We start from the raw sequence: 17111 nt of genomic DNA, 5'->3' as shown, positions 1-17111 counted from the left end.
GGTGGATTTAATTGCCGGTGTACCGGGGTTCGCGGCGTTCCAGAAAGGCGTTTACCGCCTCGCTGTGATCTTCTGTATGGTGGGCCAGAGCCTGATAGGCCGCCGACATTTCCAGCAACGATGGCAGGCTAAGGTGCTCGGCTTCACGCAACAGGCGCTTGGTCATGCGCAGTGCATGGGCAGGGTTTGCCGCCATGCTGCGGGCAATACCCATGGCGCAGTCCATCAGTTCGTCCGCGGGAACCGACTCGGTAATCAGTCCCCACTCAAGCGCCTGTTCGCTGTTGATGGTGTCTCCGGTCAATGACATCAGCGTGGCCCGTGGTTTTCCCACCACCCGCTGTAACAACCATGCACCGCCGTCACCGGGCACCAGACCCAGTTTGATAAAACTTTCAGCGAACTTGGCGGAGTCCGCGGCCACCCGCACATCGCACATACAGGCCAGGTCCAGGCCCGCGCCAATAGCCGGGCCATTAATGGCCGCGATCACCGGGATATCCAGCTCGTAGACACACAGGGGAATACGTTGGATTCCATCGCGGTACTGATTGCGCAGCTCTGCAGGGCCGCCTTCAAAGATGCCCGTGCGATCGCGCATGTCCTTCACATTGCCCCCGGCGCAAAATGCCGGCCCATTGCCGGTTAATACCAGCACTTTAATACTGCGGTTGCGGCGAATGTCCGCACAAAGATCAACAAACTCCTGCATATACTCTGGCTTGGTCAGGGCGTTGCGGGATTCAGGGCGATTCATACGCGCAACCAGAATATGGCCCTCGCGCTCCTGTTCCAAAAATGCTTGCATGGTGGTCTCCTGGAGATATTGTCACCCGATTCGACTCGCACACAGAGCAGCACCCGCTGGTGTGTGCATTGCCAGGATGTTATGGCGGGCAAAGGGTCGTCGGTGACAGTTGGTCTTATTTTCAGGATTAAATATTAAACATTATTTGATTATTTGTCTAACTTAATCCTGTCGCAGCCAAGCCGCGAGCGGTCTTAGCTTCGCCATCGGCGTGGCCTCAGCCATCCATACCGAGCAGGCTGCGAACATCGCTGGCGTCTTTGGCGTCCGGTAAATATCGGTAGTCGCCCGTTTGCTGTCGTTGCCACAGCTTTTTCATCAGGTAGCGATAGCGCACCCCCGGGGCATCAAAGCGTGAATGCTGATCTGGCCGCAACGGGGCCGCGCGATAGCGTGGGTTCTGGGGCCTGACCACCGCGTTGTCCTGGGGGCCAACTACATAGGCCATTCGCGGCATCAGTTGCCGGAAGGGTGTCGGCGCGTCGCCCAAACTGAAAATCTGATCCACTCGGGAGCGATAAGGGCCGCTCGGCACGAAGGTCTGAATATTGGGTATATCAAAACCCGGCCGAAAGCGCGGATAGGAAATACACACATTGCTGCGCAGGTGAACATGCAGTGTCGAGCGGAACTCCTGATATTTCGCTCGCACCCCACCGAGCCAGCGCATCACCGGTGATACGGGCTTGCCAACAACATGGCGCACTCGGGTCAGGGTCTCTGAGGTGTGGTCGAAACTGATTTCATCGGACTCCGCCTCACCCTCGCCGCCAATGACCTCACCGTGGAGAAAATCGGCGTGGGTCAGATCCAGCAGGTTCTCTACCGAGAGCAGGGCATTGCCGTCGAAACGCACCGAAGTGCGCATATAATTGGGAATCCCCACGCCGTCACGGGGCAAAAAGGGTATGTCGGGAATCAGCGCTTCGTCGGCGTGTTCAGGATTGCCGTACCACACCCAGAGATAGCCGAAATACTCGCAGCAGGGATAATAGCCTGTACCTGCGGTGAAGGGGCTGAATGCCTTGCTGCGCTGCCCAGGAAGAAACTCTGTCGCCATCGCCTGGCCGCGATCGCGCCATAGGTAGGCGGTTTGGCGGTGCATCGCCCTGCGCACTGGCGTTTCGCCAACATGATTCGAATGAGCAAGCGGAAACCAGGTGTCACGAAGCTCTATCTCCATGGGTAACCAGGCGTCCTGAGCATGGGCTTTCCGCTGGGGGCGGTCAACGGCCGGTTCCAATATAAGCTGGCGTTGCATCAGAGATTCTCCTCTGTGGTCGGGCTCGTCTCCACTTCGGAGACATCGCTCAGTACAATTCGCTCCGCCGGGGCCGAGTCAGCCTCGGTACTGCCGGAAACAGTCAGTTCCACCGATGGGCCTGCCATCAAGTCAGCCAGTCGCTGCCCATTCACAGCGGCGAAAACGTCAAAGGGCGCTCCCCTGGCCGCGCGCAGTCGAACCCCCCGGGGTGCCGAGCGCAGATAATTCGGCGAGTAGTAACAACGCCAGTGGAGTTGACTGGTGCCCCGCTTGCCGGGCACCACCGCGATGACCGCCGCGAGTAGAATTTCCTCGCCCGCATCCAGTAACTGCAGACGCACTACCGACTGATCCGGGCATACCTGGGTACGCAATGCCAGCGTGGACAAGCCCCATAATTTTTCGTGGGGCTTGGCTTTTAACGTCCAGATAGCGGTTCGATCGACAGAGAGACAGCCACCTTCACGGGTGACATCGCCGATGTAAAAATCGCTGATATTGATCCCCCGAATCGCTAACAGAATATGGGGGCCATCGAGCATGGCCGCGAGATATTCCTGTGACGACACACTAACCACGGCGCAACCGCTATCGATTTTCTCGTAATGGAAGCCTGCGGGGGGATAGCAGGGAAATTCTTCGTCGCCAGCACCTTCACCGGCCACAGCAACGTAAATAAAACCGGCGAATTCAGCGGTGCGGAATGCGGTCGCACACAGACTGGCAGGAATATGCTCGGCGTCATCCAGATTGGGAATCGCCACACAGTGGCCGTCTTTACCGTCGAAGGTCCAGCCGTGGTAGGCGCAGCGCAACTGCCCGTCGATGACCTTACCCAGCGACAGCGGCACCCGTCGATGGGGACAGCGATCCTCCAGTACACAGATATCGCCGCCACCATTGCGAAATAGCACCAGCTCCTGATCACCCACCTGAGCGGCATACACCTCGCCCGCCTTGACCTGCTCTGACCCCGCTACAGGAAACCACATCGGCACTGCTCCTTGCGTTGTTTTTGGCAATGTTTTTATTAGCTACGTTTTTAGGCGAATCGCCTGTGCGACGAACGGGATCAGCGCTTTTTCACCTGAATATCGGTGTCTTCCAGGTCCCAGGTCGTTGCGGTTTTTCCCTCGTCCCTGAGCAGGTACTTGAGCACCCGGCCCTGGGGGTTTTTCGGTAGGGAATCGCGGAACTCGATATAACGCGGCAAGGCATAGTACGGCACCACGTCAGTAGACCAGTGGAACAAGTCCTCAGCAGTAAGCGTCGCCCCGCCGTGCAGCACGGCGGTGACCTTCACATCGTCCTCGCCCTTGTCAGAGGGGACGGCGTGTACTGCGACCTCGGCAAGAGCCTCGTGTTTGAGGAAGGCCGCTTCCATTTCAAAACTGGAAATATTCTCGCCGCGACGTCGAAGATAATCTTTTTTACGGTCGACAAAATAGAAGAAGCCTTCATCGTCGAACTTGCCGATGTCGCCGGTGTGGAACCACATATTGCGCATCAGCTTCAGGGTTTCCTCCGGGCGGCGCCAGTAGCCCATAAACATCACGTCGGGATGCAGGGGACGCACTACGACTTCGCCGGGGGTGTTTGCAGGCAGCTCCCGATCGAGGTCATCGACAATGCGCACATCGTATTCCGGAATACGCTTGCCCGATGAGCCGGGAGCGGCGTACTCCCCGCCAGGTAGCGAAGTCACTACACAGGCTTCGGTGAGCCCATAGCCATTCCCGCCCACCTGACGCGCGCCGAAGCGATCCCGCCAGATCGTCTTGGCAGCCTCGGTGAAGGGGTTACCGCGCACGGTGTGAATTTGCCCATGGCATTTTTTCATCGACGGATTATCTTCAGCCTGAGCGAGAAGCCAGCCCATACTGCCCAGAATCGAGGCGATGGTCGCCCCCGAGCGTTCGACTTCCGGCCAGAAACCCGACACCGAAAAGCGCGGCACAATGGCCACCCGCGCGCCGACCAGAATATTGGAGATCACCCCCACGCAAATCGCATTCATATGGAAGAGTGGCAGCGGCGTAATCGTAATATCGTCCGCCGTCGCCGGCCCGGCACGCAGCTGTTGGCGGGCCAAGCTACACATGAAGTTGTAGCTCAGCATACAGCCCTTGGATGGCCCAGTGGTGCCCGATGTGTAGATAATACAAGCGAGTTCAGCGGGGTCCGGTTTGTCACTAAAGGCGCTGACATCACTACCGCGATAATCGTCCAGCGGGGCAAACTCAGTGCTTCCCTCCAGCGCAGCGGCATCCACCTTGTCCCGGTGCAACACCAGTCGAACGCTATCCAGCTCCCCTGACACCTGAGCGATGCGTTCGGCGTATTCCGCCTCGCATATCACAATACCCGCACCTGAGTCGGCAATCTGGTGCTGCAAAAACATACCACGAAGGGCTGTGTTGATCGGCACGCTGACTGCGCGCAGCTTGTTAACCGCGAGCCAGCTGATAATCGCATCGATATTGTTATCCAGCATACTGACGACCGTATCGCCGCGTTTTACACCCAGGTCGGCCAGAGAGTGCGCCATGGCATTTGATAGCCTATCGACCTCCCCGTAGGTGTACAGATCGCCGGAAAAATCCAATAACACCCGATCCGGGTGGGCCGCAACGGCCCGATCCAGTGCATCTATTACTGTGTCGCGGGTGCCAACACTCCAGGTTTCCTGATTGCCCATTCCCAACATTATCGACGTCTCTTGTCTTTATCATTATGAAAACTGTTCGCAGCGACAGAACCATCGCTCACCTACATAGGGCTTAATCTAGACACTTTTTGAATATGTGTCAATATTAAATAAATCCCTGAGCGTAACGGCGGGCTCCCCTGTCACCGCCGGGGCCGCGCGACTCAAGCCCCATGCGGCTGCATGGCGGAGCGAACGCCTACGCGGTTTCCCCGGAGCGGTTCGCGGCAGGTTTTCTTAAAATACGTAGGAAAGGAGGGGCTAACCGGTCGCTACAGCTCCCAATTTACCTTAAGGCCGTAGGTCACTGGCTTGGCCAGATGACTCAGCACCCCAAAGTCCGTCTGAAACAGACCATCAGTATATTTCTTGTCTTCCAGGTTATTACCAAAGCCGGTGAGGCGTAGATTCCACGGTTCATACAGGTAGCTTATTCGTGCGCTAACGACGTGGTATTCGTCCTGATAGCTGGCGTCGGTATTCTGGGGAAGGTAGTAAAAGCCGGAGTTGTAATAAACGTCTGCGCCAATCTCGATCACGCTCCGCTCAAAGAAAAACGACTTATTCAAACCTAATGTGGCAGACCATTCAGGGGTTCGCGGTATCACGTTTCCCGAGTAGTCCCCTTCCTCACCGCCTTCAAACACCAGCCCGGTATCTTCGTTATAGCCACGGGCACCGGTATAATCGGTAAACTGTCCGTTCAGGTAGGCGCCACTGACTGTCATGATCAAGTCATTAACCAGGGAGGGAAAGACCTGCAGGGTAGCATCAAAGTCAAAGCCGTCGACTTCGCTTCCGCCGGCATTTTCAAAGCTGACGGCCCCGCCCTGAAGCGCTGACACAAACTGAACCTGTTGATTCTCCTGCTCATATTGAAAGGCCGCAACATTCAACCGCAGCTGTCCATCGAGCCACTCGCTTTTAACACCGATTTCGTAGGCCTTAAGCTCCTCAGGCAACACGTAATCAGGCTCATCATAAAGGGTTACCACATTATAGGTTGCGCTCTTCAGGGCCTCCTGGTAGCTCAGATAAAGCAAAAATTCCCTATCCGCAAAGGGCCTGAAATCGAAGGAGACTTTAGGCTTGAAACTATAGGTTGTTTCATTGCGGCCATCAGAGTAATTCACAATATATGCCGCCTCGCCATTGGGGTTCTCAAACTCGGAACTGGATTTGATCACCTCACGGAACTCTTCTTGGTAACGACCACCTACCGTGAAGGTAAACCAATCGGTCACATCAACGGTTCCCTGAAAAAAAGCGGCAATGGATTCTGTACCGACAAGGGCTCTTAGTGCCATGTAGCCAGTGGGAAGCACACCCGCTGAATTTATCGCATCGACAAACAAGGGCGGCAGTGGAATACCGGCTACGGTACCCCCGGAAAGATCCAAATCGGCCATCTGCAGTGAGGTAGGGTCAAAGCCCTGGGTACTTTCAAAATAATACGCGCCAAGTATCCAGGACAGCCAATCACTCCCCCAGCTGGATTCATTCGATAGAATCTGCAATTCGGCGGTGTCCACATCTGCGTGTTGATCTCGCGCCTCAAAAGTCACAAGACTGGATGACGTACCGTCGTAGTCATAGGAGTAACTGGTTTCGATAAATTGCGTGCTTGCCAACAACTTTACACTAAACGGCGATAGGTCCCATTCGACACTGGCGTAATACACTTCGTTGTCCAGCGTCTGGTCTACCGGCGCATCAAATTCAGCGGTATAGCCATCCTCTCCTTCAAGAAATGTACTGAATGCCTGCCCCGGTTCTGTATTCGGCGTCAATAATGACCCGGGGCCCGAACTGTTGTAGGTAAACCCGGCCAGGTTAAAAGCTAGATCGTCGGTAAGCTGCCACCTGAATTTAGCCCTGACCCCATCGGATTCGTCGTCAGATATGGCTTTACCACCATCTACGTAACCATCGTAATAGGGCTCGCTACCCGATTTAAACGCCGACAGGCTGACCGCTATTGCATCACTAAGTGGGTAGCTGCCATGCACGCGGATACTTTTCGTGCCGTAGTTGCCGTAACTCAGCTGCACTGATGCCTCGGGCTCATGTGACGGATTTTTGGAATGAATATTAATCGCTCCGCCCACGGCGTTTCGACCAAACAGCGTACCCTGAGGCCCCTTCAACACCTCTATACGTTCTACTGCGCCAAAATTTTGAGCCAATCCCTGGGCGAAGGGGAAGTACACGCCGTCAATGTATAAGGCGACACTGGGATCCGCCATCAGGAAGGCATCTGAACCGATGCCTCGCATATAAATAATGGAAAAGCCAACCGCTGTGTTGTATGTCAAACCCGGCGTAACTCGCTGAAGGTCCTGGGGATCGCTAATCCCCAGAGCGTCGAGCGTTTCATCACTGAATGCCGTCACTGAAATCGGCACATCCTGATTATTTTCCGCGCGCTTCTGCGCCGTAACGACCACCTCCTCCAGCATTCTACTCTGACGCACCTTTGGCGAATTCTCCTCGGTGGAATTTGCATGGGCACCGGAAATTGAGAAAGGAAGTAGCATTGACAACGCAAGCAGTGGTCGCAACCTCACCGCGCTATTCACATGCCCATTCGCATTAGAATCGACCATAATCCTGCAGACTCCAACTATCCAAAACTATTATTAATTTTATTATTGCCGCCCATTCGACGAAGCCAAAAGGCTTGCTTATCGTCGAACGTCACCGGAGGTAGTGTCCCCTCCACTATCCCCGCAAACTATTTCCAACGCAAGTGCAGGCCATCCAGTCCGAATACCCCCGCAGCTCGCATAATAATTTTATCTTCATCTTTTAAAGAAAAAGGTGGCACACGAGCGAGCCAGGTTTCAATTGCTATAGCGAGTTCCCGTCGTGCCAAATGCGATCCGGCACAGCGGTGAGGCCCCAGGGAAAAGGCCATGTGTCGCTTATCTTCCCGATCGAAGTCGATCGTTTCAGGGTTTGAAAATGCCTCGGAGTCCAGATTGGCCGACGGCGTAGCCATCATTACAAAATCGCCCTTTTTCATCAGAACATCACCTATCTGAACGTCCCGGGTCACCTGTCGCCGCATTGTAACGATAGAGTAAGCGCGCAATAATTCTTCCACTGCATCCGGTATCCGGTCGGGGTTGGCGCGAAGAAATTCCTGCTGTTCAGGATGCTGGGCAAGGTGCATTAATTGAAAGCCAAGGGCTGAGGTCACTGTGTCGAGGCCAGCGATAAACACCAGAAAACACATACCCAGTGCTTCCTCCTCCGTCAGGCTCCGCCCTTCAACTTTGGCGTTTACAACATAGCTACAGAAATCGTCACCGGGGTTTTCCCTGGCCCCAGCGAGGCGCGCCCTCAAGTACGTTGCAATTTCCATAGCCGCGCCAGCGGTCTTGGCAATGTCGTCACCTTTAACCAGGGTTTGAGTCCAGCTGACAAACCTGGGGGCCTCGTCCAATGGCCAGCCCATTAATTTCAGAAAGATCAAAATCGGGAACTGCTCGGCAAAGGCGGCATTGAAGTCGCAATGCCCCTGAGGCGCGACATCATCGACCAGAGATTGCGCCATAGCCCGAATATCAGCTTCCAGCGCATTGACCTTTTTTGGCGTGAACAGAGGGTTCAACAGGGCCCGATATTGCATGTGCCGCGGCGGGTCTACCTCGAGTGGTAACAAGGGCCATGTCTCTCCCAGTAGTGCAGAAAAACCCGTCAGCCCCTCATTGGAAAAGGTTTCCGGGTCCTGCAAAATACGGCGCAGGTCTTCCGCACTTTGAGGCACCCAACATCCACCAAGATAGCTGAGACGTGCAGCCCAGAACACTCTGGGGAATTCCCGGTGGAAGGCCGCCACGCGCTCATGCGCCCGTTTGCCGGTTTGAGCCAGTACTTCCCACGGATCGCCGTCAAATACCAGATGCTCAGGAACGTGACTTGGTATCGCTTGAGGGGTCGTCGTATTTGTTGTCATTATTTACATTCTCCTCGTGATAAATAGTGAAGATTCAGGCGTGACAGATCGCGAGCTGCTATATGCGCCAACAAGCGGCCTTATTAACGAAATTCAACCGTCTGTTTTTTTCGGATCAGCTACAGAAAGTGCCCGCTCGGGGCATGCGCGAGCGCCCCGTTGAGCAAGCTGCTCTTGACCTTCGAGCACGGTGAAAGAATCCGTAGCGATGTAACCATCATCATCGAGAGGAAAAATCTCAGGCGCTACTGCTGCGCATCGAGCGTGTCCAACACAGGAGGAGCGGTTAACTATTATTTTCATATGAACTCCAGGTCGTCTGAATACAAAACTGTATTGACCGCTGAAAAATATACTACCACTTTACCGGATTAACAATACACTTTTTAATTATATGTCTATATTAACACCAAATAGACTACCACTATTATGATTGAGCGCATTTAGCGGCATTTTTCAGGGGGCGGGGGGTCAATCCCCGCATACACTATGGGACGCTTGCACATCGGCAGCGCAGAAAAGCGAATACACAACAAGGTGTACAATTGCTTCGGCATACAATTTCACAGATATATAAACACAGCCTTTAATAACAGGCCGCTGATTCTCGATGACCTCATTAGACTTAGGCCACTTCTATCACTAGCCAACCAGGACGCGCCATTGAACCCCGAAAACCTTCAGCAACCACCCACAGCCGGACATCAACTCGCCGACCAAATTGCGCGGGATATTGCCGAGGCAGAGCTTTCGCCAGGCGCGGTGATGGACTCCCTGGAGGCATTATCCAAACGCTATCGCACCGGCCACCCGGTGCTAATGCAGGCCCTGAGAATACTGGAAAGTCGCGGCGTCGCTAAAGTACGCCGAGGTGTTAACGGGGGATTAGTGGTAAAGGAAAGGTCGCCCGGTTTTGCCAGCCGCGGGCTATCGATACTGATCGAGCACGATATGAGGGATATGATGGAGATCGGCGTATTGCCCGTGTCAATCGACCATCAGCTCTATCTCGAGGAAGTCCCTTCGCTATCATTGGAGGCCTGCAATGAGCTTTTACAATTGGCTCACCGTCTCGATCGCCTGAATGATGACGAGTTCATGCGCCTGGGTGCTCATCGCCAGCTTTTCAACGCTATTCGACTGGTTTCCGCTGAGCCAACCCTGAATCTGGCACAGCTCACCTCATTTGAATGCGCGGTGGACATGATTCCCTACAGCGTAGCTGTTTTAGGTGAATCGAAAGCCCACCCATCCTGGCAACTGAGCCTGGCGGTAGTGGAGGCGATTGTCGGAGCGGATATTGGCCGTCTTTTTGAATATCTCCCGCGCCAGATCAACTTTTTCAAAGAAAGCTGGGATACATGGGAGGAAATTAATAGAACACCAATTCTCAATCCGAAAATGGGCGACTTGAGCAGGCCTGAGTTCAAAGAGTCGACCAGCCGTGCCGACCGACTTACCAGGGAGATCCTTCGCGAGGTCCGCCACCATAATTGGGAATATGGTGCGCGAATAGGCTCCGGTGTCGAGCTGATGGAGCGCTATCAAACAAGTCCGAACATCCTCCGTCAGGCGGTATTAATGCTTCAGGATCACGGAGTTGTCACAGCGACAAAAGGCCGGTCCGGGGGCATTGTAATCACAGAGCCCAACCGCGAAGCCACAATACTCGAAGCGCAGTCGTATTTAAAATATGCCGGCGCAACGACAACACGTATGACTCGATTTTTACAAAACCTCGTACTGCAGGCATTTGACGGCTTCCCCCAAACCAGCCCACAACGGCTGGCGCGCAACGCCATCGCCGCGCGAGAATATCTGAAATACTGCGATGCAACCGGTGCTCCAATAGATTATTGGCGCTTTACAGAACTTGTTTGCCAAAACCCGGTATTGTCGATTATGCAGGCTGTCATCCTACCTCTCCTAACCGATACCGAAAGCGAGTATTTCCCAACCAAGAAGAACAAAGGGCCTTGTCGCAACTCAGCTGGGTACTGGCAGTTCATAAACGCTATTGACACTTGCAACCTCGCTGGTGCTCGACGACTATTGCGCCAATTAGCAAACAACAATCTGGATTCGAAAGGTCCCGGTGCAACCTAGGATAGGCAACCAATCAGGCACCGAAAATCCAAATCAACGCCGCGGCAGTGGGCATCATTTAAGTCCGACGATATCAAGAGGGACCCGATTGTCACAAATGACCGAACAGGAATTCCCACAGAAAGCGCTTTACCTAAAGTAAAACGAATTTTGACTTGATATCGATACCCATAAATCTCTTTCGCACCGTCACTTTGGAGACACCTCAAACTTCCCCACAGTCGTTACCACCGCCGACAATATTTGAACATTTATACGGAATGTGTATATTTACACCATTAACACACTAACAATAACGGATGCACATCATGAGCAATGGAAAACTGGAAGGCCGCGTAGCTATTATCACCGGGGCGGGCGGCGGCCTCGGCGCGGAATGTGCGCGGGTCTTTTCATCACACGGCGCAAAGATTGTCGTAGCAGATATAAATGCCGAAGCGGGTCAGCGGGTCGCAGACGAAATCACTGAGCAAGGCGGTACTGCCATCGCAGTCGCGACCGACGTTTCGCAGGAAGCATCGGTGAGCGCCATGGTTGAGCAGACCGTCGCGGCATTTGGCCGCATAGATATTTTGTACAACAACGCTGCCATACTCAGCGAGGCTCAGCGCGCCGGCGACCTGGATGTGGTCAACATGGACGTCGATGCCTGGGATCGCGCCATGGCGGTGAATCTCAGAGGCGCAATGCTGTGCAGCAAACACAGCATTCCTCATATGATCAAGCAAGGCAAAGGTTCGGTTATCAATGTTACCTCCGGCCTCGGCACTATGGGGGATCTCACCCTGTCGGCCTATGCCTCATCCAAAGCCGCACTGATTATGCTCGCGCGCTCAATGGCCGCCCAATACGGTAAACAGGGGGTGCGCTCGAACGCCCTGCTGATTGGACTTGCACCGGCAGAAAACGCCCATGCGACCATGCCTCAGCAATTGCTCGACATCATTCGCGACAACCACCTGACGCCGGAATTGGGTACACCGCGACAGATCGCCGACGCTGCGGCATTCCTCGCCAGCGACGAATCTTCCTTCGTCACCGGGTCAGTACTTAGTGCAGACGGCGGCTTCTGTAGCCATACGCCCAGCATGGCGCCAATGCGTGAGCTGTTTGCGCAAATGGGCAGCAACAAAATGTAATCTTTGTCGCGCCCAGCCCCTGTGGGAGCGAGGCCTCCTCGCGAACATCCGCACCAACCCATTCGCGAGCAGGGCTCGCTCCTACAGACAAATTACAGAAACACAACACGAACTCTGTGGGAGCGAGGCTTCCTCGCGAACCTCCGCACTAACCCATTCGCGAGCTGGGCTCGCTCCTACAGACAAATGACAAACAAACAGCCCAGACCTGGGGAGCGAGACCACCTCGCGAATCTCCAGGTTGAAGGTCGAACAAATAACTGATAGATTGTCAGCTAGTAAGCAGAGCGTCGCCGAAAACCGCAATTCAAGATTGGACTAACGGAGAACTACCTCAATGACGGAAATAAAAGCACAGACTAACGTCACCCTGGATGACCAGAAAAGCTATGTAGACAAGCTGCCAGCGGGTATGCCCTACATGGAAAACAACGGCTTTATGATTATGGGTGAAACTGACGAAGGTGAAGAATTCTCCTTTGTCTCCTGCATCTTCCGTGTCGGCGGTGGTAAAGACGGCCCATGGCAGGTTGACGATGTGTACAAGGGTCAAACCACCTTTATGGTTGTCCCCAAGGGGCACACCGGCGGCATGCAGGACAACGAATTTATCGGCAACCGCACCTGGGCCACCGACCATTGGGAATCCGGCAGCGTTGAGGAAGTCGGCGATGCCGTGATCTGGACCCTCGGTAACCGTCAGCACATCTGTCGCCCCCCTTACTGGGAAATCAAGGGCGAGCACATGGGCATCGAATTCGACCTGAAACTGACTGGTATCGGCGACGCCCCCTACCACAAAGGACCCTTTGCTGATCTGGAAAAGAACAATATTGCGGGTTTTGAGCACCCCGTATGTGCAGAGGGCACCATCAAGGCCAAAGGCAAAACCTACCACGTCAGCAATCAAAATACCTTCGGTTGCCAGGAGAAGTTCACTCAGCCGGCATGGGATCTCGCCGACATTCTGCGCGGCGAAACCTACTATTGGAACTGGTGGGCGAGCGAAAACATTCGGGTATTCATTTATTACTACCCCTCTGTAGGCAAGACTTTCAGCCACGTCACCGTAGACGGCGAGGAAATTCAATTCTCTGAAAATGGTCACAGCAACATTTCCATGGAGGAGAAAGAATTCTGGATCGACCCCAAAACCCGCATGCGTGTGCCGGTTAAGTGGCATTTCAACCTGGAGTCCAAGAACGGCGTGATCGATCTGGATATCGAGGCCGCACACCGCACCTACTACAGCTACCTGACCACCTCAGGCGCAACCATGCACTACGGCCTGCACTCCCACGCTGAAGGTAGCATGAAGCTGACCGATGGACGCCATTTTGAACTCAAGGATATGCGTACCTATATCGAGCACGGCTGGACCGCTATTCCGCTGAGATCACACGCCGAGTAAGCGCGACGTCACAGTGAAAAACTCCGGGAGCGATTGGCCCGGAGTTTTTTTATGTCTGTAGACTAGCGGCGCGTTTACAGCAGCGCCCTGGCCGAACGTTAGGCACAAAAAAGCCGCTGCCCAATGCTGGGCAGCGGCTTTACCAAACCGACCGGGGTCGTCTAACGAACGATCAAGGGGCTTTTAAAATTACGCAGGTCAGGGCTGTAGTTGGCAAAGTTAAAGGGCAGCACTATCCCCGGCTCAGCCCCACAAACTATGGGAATAGCCTGAATCATCGGTATTGCAGTAGCGTAATAGGCGGGCAGCGTATTATCACCCTCACGGTGTTCCAGGTTCTCCTCTACCGAGGCCATCAGCTGGAATTGCCCTCGCACTGACACTGGCTCGGCCTCAATTTTAATATTGTAGTAATCCCCCCGGTGCAGGCCCTCCGGTAAGTCCCGTTCATCGACGTACCAGATCTCTTCCAGAGTGATAAATTTTTTGCCATCAACGATCGCGTGGTAGAGGAAATTCACCCCATTGCGTTTGCCCTTGGGCACAGTAAAGGGAATCAGCTTGGTGTCTTCCCGAGCGACAAAATACTTTTTCTCTGACTCAATGCGGTCCAGCTCGACACCCATAACGTGGCAGGTTAGCGCGAGAGTTTCTTCGTAACCCCGGTCGCCCACATTTTCGATCCACGGCGTTTCAGACATCTCAGAGCCGTAGCCCAGGCCGCCCATCATATCGGCACTTTCAATATGGCTGTTATCCGACAGCTCCTGCACATGGATGTGCTTGATGGTGGTCGAGGCGCCGGTAAAAGTCGAAATAATTCGCTCATACAGCCAACCAGGGTTCACCCCGGTGCCGTGAAGGCAGCTGCCTCCCTTCTTGCACGCGGCTTCAAGTTTGTCGTGCAGAGCCTGCGAGTGGTACGAGGGATACCACCAGCCCGCAGAGGTAACGAGACTTTTACCGGACTCCAGCAGGCGGCAGGCGATGTTTGTCGCTTCAGAATCGAGATTCAGCTCAGCGCTCATGTTGACCGAAAACAGGACTACATCGGCTTCCATGGCAATAACTGCCTCCTGGTCGGTGGTCATCTTAACCCCGACAGGATCCATGCCCAGATATTCACCCACATCAACGCCGTTCTTGCTATCGCTGTAGGCCAACACGGCAACCAATTCGAGTTCCGGTTTTTTAATCACCTCTTTAAGGCAGGCATTGCCGACAATACCCGGCCCCCAAACAATCACTTTATAGGGTGCGCGCATAACTGACTCCTTATCATTTATTGAAATATCGTTTGATTATAGACGCCGCCAGATATAATCCAATTGCAAATAATGCTATGTTGCTATGCAATAATTGAATAGCCAAAATCCACCCGACAACCGTTGTGGTCTGTGCGATGAAAACCCTCAATCTGCAAAAGCTGTTTCACGCTCTGGTGGTCGCTGAAGAAAGCTCGCTGGTGGCGGCAAGCCGTAAACTCCACCTGACCCAGTCGGCCCTCACCCGCAGTATCAAATCCCTTGAAGACGAACTGGACATTGCGATATTTCATCGAAAATCCACCGGAGTAAGCCTTACCAGCGAAGGCGAGGTTATCATCGCTCGTGCTCGGGCCTTGCTGGAACAGGCGGGGGAGCTGCGCGCCGAAGCGCGCTCTCTCAGCAGCGGGAGCCAAAGCGTGGCCTCCTTTGGACTGGATCCGATGATTGCTGGCCCTCTTCTCGCCAGCCAATTACCGGGGATGATTACCCAGTCGCGGCTGATGCAGATTCAGGTCAAGGTGGAATCCAGAGGCAGTCTGTTGGGTATGCTGCTGGACAAGGCCATCGATTTTTTTATTGCGGATACGACCGAATTCAAACCAGCGGAAATTCAAAATATTCATATCGACCCGCTGCGCCAGTTGCGGGGCAGTTTCTTCGTACGCCCCGGACACCCTCTGGCCACGGTGTTAAACGTAACCAGAAAGGCGATATACGCCTACCCCATTGTCACACCGTCAAATGTTCACGAGGCTATTTGGGAGGAGCTGCGCTGGCATCATATGGACGCCAACGAACCCGAGCGGCGGCAGCAGGTGATATGCCCGGATATTCCCCTGCTGAAAACCGTGACCGCTCAGTCAGACGCGGTGTTTGCCTGTCCGGATTTCGCCGTCAGCGAAGACTGCACATCCGGCCGTTTGGTACGCATCGATCATCGGGTCGCCAACAATGAAGACATTCGCACCCTCGGGCTGGTTACCCATAAGGACACCAATCTGAGCGTGCATAGCAAGGACATCATGGCGGCCTTCAGCACCGCCGTACACGCCCTGTAGGGGTTTACCAATCGCGCTCAAGAGTAAAGGTGAAATCCCAGCCCTCGACTTTTTCCCTGGCGCGATTTCCCAGCGGCAAACCCTTGTTCTGATAATTGACTTCGTTCTCAGGGATATAAAATGTGGTCGCCACCATTGTCCATTTGTCATCCAGCCGCCGACTATAGCCCGCAGTAAGATGCACCTCGGTCATAATGGCAAACAGCGGAGCGGCATTTTCCGGGGGCAACGGGCTTTTCGCGTAGCTAATACCGCCCATCAGGTGGCTTTTATCGTCAAGCTGATAGCGCGCGGCAATGGCCACAGGGTAATGATCCTTCAGCTTCATTGGCGTCACCGCGACGATATTGGCCGCAAAGTCCTGAACATTCTGGTTGTCCGTCTGCGGGTCGGACACCCGCAATTCTGACTCCGCCATTGCCTTTGACCAATCCAGCCAGACAATTTCCGCAGCCAGCTCCCAGCGTTCAGAAACCTGCCAGCTCGCACCCACGACCAGCTCCTGAGGTAATGCCAAGCCCTTCAGTTCGGCGTTTCGGTAACGCACCCGCTGATTCCCAAAGGCATCGAAGGCTTCGTAATTCACCACCGCATCGCCGCCGTCGAGATGGATCTTCGTCTTGCTGCCATAGGCAAGCCCCAGGGTCACCGCTTGATTGAGTTCATAAAGCATTCCCAGCCGATAGGACAGCGTCCAGCTTTCCATACCGTCGAGTTTCATTCCGGGAAAGCCCGGTTGCTGCTGATCCGGCGCGATGGACGTATTGGGGAATATCTTCTGCGTGGCAGAGGAATAGTTCAGACCCATTGATGCACCCAGCGACAATGCCGGCGAATACTGCCAGGCAATGGAAGGCGATATCCGAAACACGCCCACCATGGTCGAAAGCTCGTCGCGGTTACCGGCACTGGTCAGCAAGTCCTTGTGCTCCAGGCCGATACCGCCCTGCCCCATCATCACCACACCCGCCACAAGATTGTCGCTGAGGCGCTGGCCGTAACCAAAGCCAAAGGCCGTGGCCGTGAGCTGCGTCACCCGCTGGTCGTTCCCCAGATCGTCCTGGTGCTCCCAACCGGTAAAATGAAATACCTCGCCATACATGCCGAGATTGCCCTGTTCGATTCGGCTCAGCCCCGCAGGATTAACGCTGGCACCAAGGCCGCTGTCGGCACGGGCGACATCGGCCCCCGCCATGGCATAGCTTTCACCGCCGTAGCCAATTCCGATGGTGCCATAGCCGGCATAAACCGCCGGCGACAACAGCGCAACTGCCGCCGTGGTCGCTAGTTTATAGTTATTCAATGTCTTCCCCCTGAGTCATCAGCTCGGTCAGCCGCGATGCAAGCCCGGTAGATGAGTGCCATCGGCCAACCAATAACTGACATATA

13 protein-coding genes are annotated in these 17111 nt (G+C 54.4%); 4 read left to right on the top strand and 9 right to left on the bottom strand.

Annotated features, from left to right (window positions below):
• Nucleotides 1–7: 7 nt before the first annotated feature.
• The 7 genes from HCU74_RS03210 to HCU74_RS20400 all read right to left on the bottom strand — a co-directional run bounded on the left by HCU74_RS03210 (nt 8) and on the right by HCU74_RS20400 (nt 9043).
• Nucleotides 8–808 carry a crotonase/enoyl-CoA hydratase family protein gene (locus HCU74_RS03210; protein WP_168448945.1) on the bottom strand — a complete coding sequence of 267 codons (801 nt, stop codon included), beginning with the start codon at nt 806–808 and terminating at the stop codon, nt 8–10.
• Nucleotides 809–1025: 217 nt separating this feature from the next.
• The gene (locus HCU74_RS03205; RefSeq protein WP_210425082.1) at nt 1026–2069 is read right to left on the bottom strand and encodes a hypothetical protein; all 1044 of its coding nucleotides are present in this window, start codon (nt 2067–2069) and stop codon (nt 1026–1028) included.
• Nucleotides 2069–3064 (bottom strand): Rieske (2Fe-2S) protein, encoded by a 996-nt coding sequence (locus HCU74_RS03200; RefSeq protein WP_168448944.1) that lies wholly within the window; start codon nt 3062–3064, stop codon nt 2069–2071. Before HCU74_RS03200 ends, HCU74_RS03205 begins: the two co-directional genes overlap by 1 nt.
• A gap of 80 nt (nt 3065–3144) precedes the next feature.
• On the bottom strand, nt 3145–4779 hold the full coding sequence (locus HCU74_RS03195; protein ID WP_168448943.1) for an ATP-dependent acyl-CoA ligase: 1635 nt from the start codon (nt 4777–4779) through the stop codon (nt 3145–3147).
• Between the two features lie 272 nt (nt 4780–5051).
• Entirely contained in the window at nt 5052–7385 is a 2334-nt protein-coding gene (locus tag HCU74_RS03190; protein WP_168448942.1) for a TonB-dependent receptor, read from the bottom strand.
• A gap of 128 nt (nt 7386–7513) precedes the next feature.
• A complete protein-coding gene (locus HCU74_RS03185) occupies nt 7514–8740 on the bottom strand; it encodes a cytochrome P450 (RefSeq protein ID WP_168448941.1) in 1227 nt (408 codons plus the stop codon).
• Nucleotides 8741–8833: 93 nt separating this feature from the next.
• A complete protein-coding gene (locus HCU74_RS20400; RefSeq protein ID WP_168448940.1) occupies nt 8834–9043 on the bottom strand; it encodes a ferredoxin in 210 nt (69 codons plus the stop codon).
• Between the two features lie 360 nt (nt 9044–9403).
• Here HCU74_RS20400 and HCU74_RS03175 point away from each other — a divergent pair, with 360 nt between their 5' ends.
• From HCU74_RS03175 to HCU74_RS03165, 3 genes are all read left to right on the top strand, one after another.
• Nucleotides 9404–10846, top strand: a complete 1443-nt coding sequence (locus HCU74_RS03175; protein WP_168448939.1) for a GntR family transcriptional regulator — start codon at nt 9404–9406, stop codon at nt 10844–10846.
• Nucleotides 10847–11154: 308 nt separating this feature from the next.
• Nucleotides 11155–11985: an SDR family NAD(P)-dependent oxidoreductase gene (locus tag HCU74_RS03170; RefSeq protein WP_168448938.1), complete on the top strand. Its 831-nt coding sequence runs from the start codon at nt 11155–11157 to the stop codon at nt 11983–11985.
• Nucleotides 11986–12322: 337 nt separating this feature from the next.
• Complete coding sequence (locus HCU74_RS03165) at nt 12323–13396, top strand: lipocalin family protein (RefSeq protein WP_168448937.1); 1074 nt, start codon at nt 12323–12325, stop codon at nt 13394–13396.
• 161 nt (nt 13397–13557) lie between these two features.
• Here HCU74_RS03165 and HCU74_RS03160 read toward each other — a convergent pair whose 3' ends face one another.
• Nucleotides 13558–14661, bottom strand: a complete 1104-nt coding sequence (locus tag HCU74_RS03160; protein WP_168448936.1) for an NAD(P)H-dependent amine dehydrogenase family protein — start codon at nt 14659–14661, stop codon at nt 13558–13560.
• A gap of 137 nt (nt 14662–14798) precedes the next feature.
• On the opposite strand from HCU74_RS03160, the gene HCU74_RS03155 reads away from it, so the two are divergent.
• Nucleotides 14799–15722 carry a LysR family transcriptional regulator gene (locus HCU74_RS03155; RefSeq protein ID WP_168448935.1) on the top strand — a complete coding sequence of 308 codons (924 nt, stop codon included), beginning with the start codon at nt 14799–14801 and terminating at the stop codon, nt 15720–15722.
• A 4-nt stretch (nt 15723–15726) separates the two neighbouring features.
• On the opposite strand, the gene HCU74_RS03150 is transcribed toward HCU74_RS03155, so the two are convergent.
• Nucleotides 15727–17025 (bottom strand): OmpP1/FadL family transporter, encoded by a 1299-nt coding sequence (locus tag HCU74_RS03150; protein WP_168448934.1) that lies wholly within the window; start codon nt 17023–17025, stop codon nt 15727–15729.
• Between the last annotated feature and the right edge of the window lie 86 nt (nt 17026–17111).

It is taken from the genome of Spongiibacter thalassae (genome assembly GCF_012272835.1).
Taxonomy (GTDB): domain Bacteria; phylum Pseudomonadota; class Gammaproteobacteria; order Pseudomonadales; family Spongiibacteraceae; genus Spongiibacter; species Spongiibacter thalassae.
This window is presented reverse-complemented; position numbering and strand designations above follow the sequence as displayed.

What these genes read in the sequence shown, in the direction of transcription:
- HCU74_RS03165 (WP_168448937.1), top strand. Translation starts at nt 12,323, where the DNA reads ATGACGGAAATAAAAGCACAGACTAACGTCACCCTGGATGACCAGAAA.
- HCU74_RS03200 (WP_168448944.1), bottom strand. Translation starts at nt 3,064, where the DNA reads ATGTGGTTTCCTGTAGCGGGGTCAGAGCAGGTCAAGGCGGGCGAGGTG.
- HCU74_RS03170 (WP_168448938.1), top strand. Translation starts at nt 11,155, where the DNA reads ATGAGCAATGGAAAACTGGAAGGCCGCGTAGCTATTATCACCGGGGCG.
- HCU74_RS03195 (WP_168448943.1), bottom strand. Translation starts at nt 4,779, where the DNA reads ATGTTGGGAATGGGCAATCAGGAAACCTGGAGTGTTGGCACCCGCGAC.
- HCU74_RS03210 (WP_168448945.1), bottom strand. Translation starts at nt 808, where the DNA reads ATGCAAGCATTTTTGGAACAGGAGCGCGAGGGCCATATTCTGGTTGCG.
- HCU74_RS03155 (WP_168448935.1), top strand. Translation starts at nt 14,799, where the DNA reads ATGAAAACCCTCAATCTGCAAAAGCTGTTTCACGCTCTGGTGGTCGCT.
- HCU74_RS03160 (WP_168448936.1), bottom strand. Translation starts at nt 14,661, where the DNA reads ATGCGCGCACCCTATAAAGTGATTGTTTGGGGGCCGGGTATTGTCGGC.
- HCU74_RS03205 (WP_210425082.1), bottom strand. Translation starts at nt 2,069, where the DNA reads ATGCAACGCCAGCTTATATTGGAACCGGCCGTTGACCGCCCCCAGCGG.
- HCU74_RS03185 (WP_168448941.1), bottom strand. Translation starts at nt 8,740, where the DNA reads ATGACAACAAATACGACGACCCCTCAAGCGATACCAAGTCACGTTCCT.
- HCU74_RS03190 (WP_168448942.1), bottom strand. Translation starts at nt 7,385, where the DNA reads ATGGTCGATTCTAATGCGAATGGGCATGTGAATAGCGCGGTGAGGTTG.
- HCU74_RS20400 (WP_168448940.1), bottom strand. Translation starts at nt 9,043, where the DNA reads ATGAAAATAATAGTTAACCGCTCCTCCTGTGTTGGACACGCTCGATGC.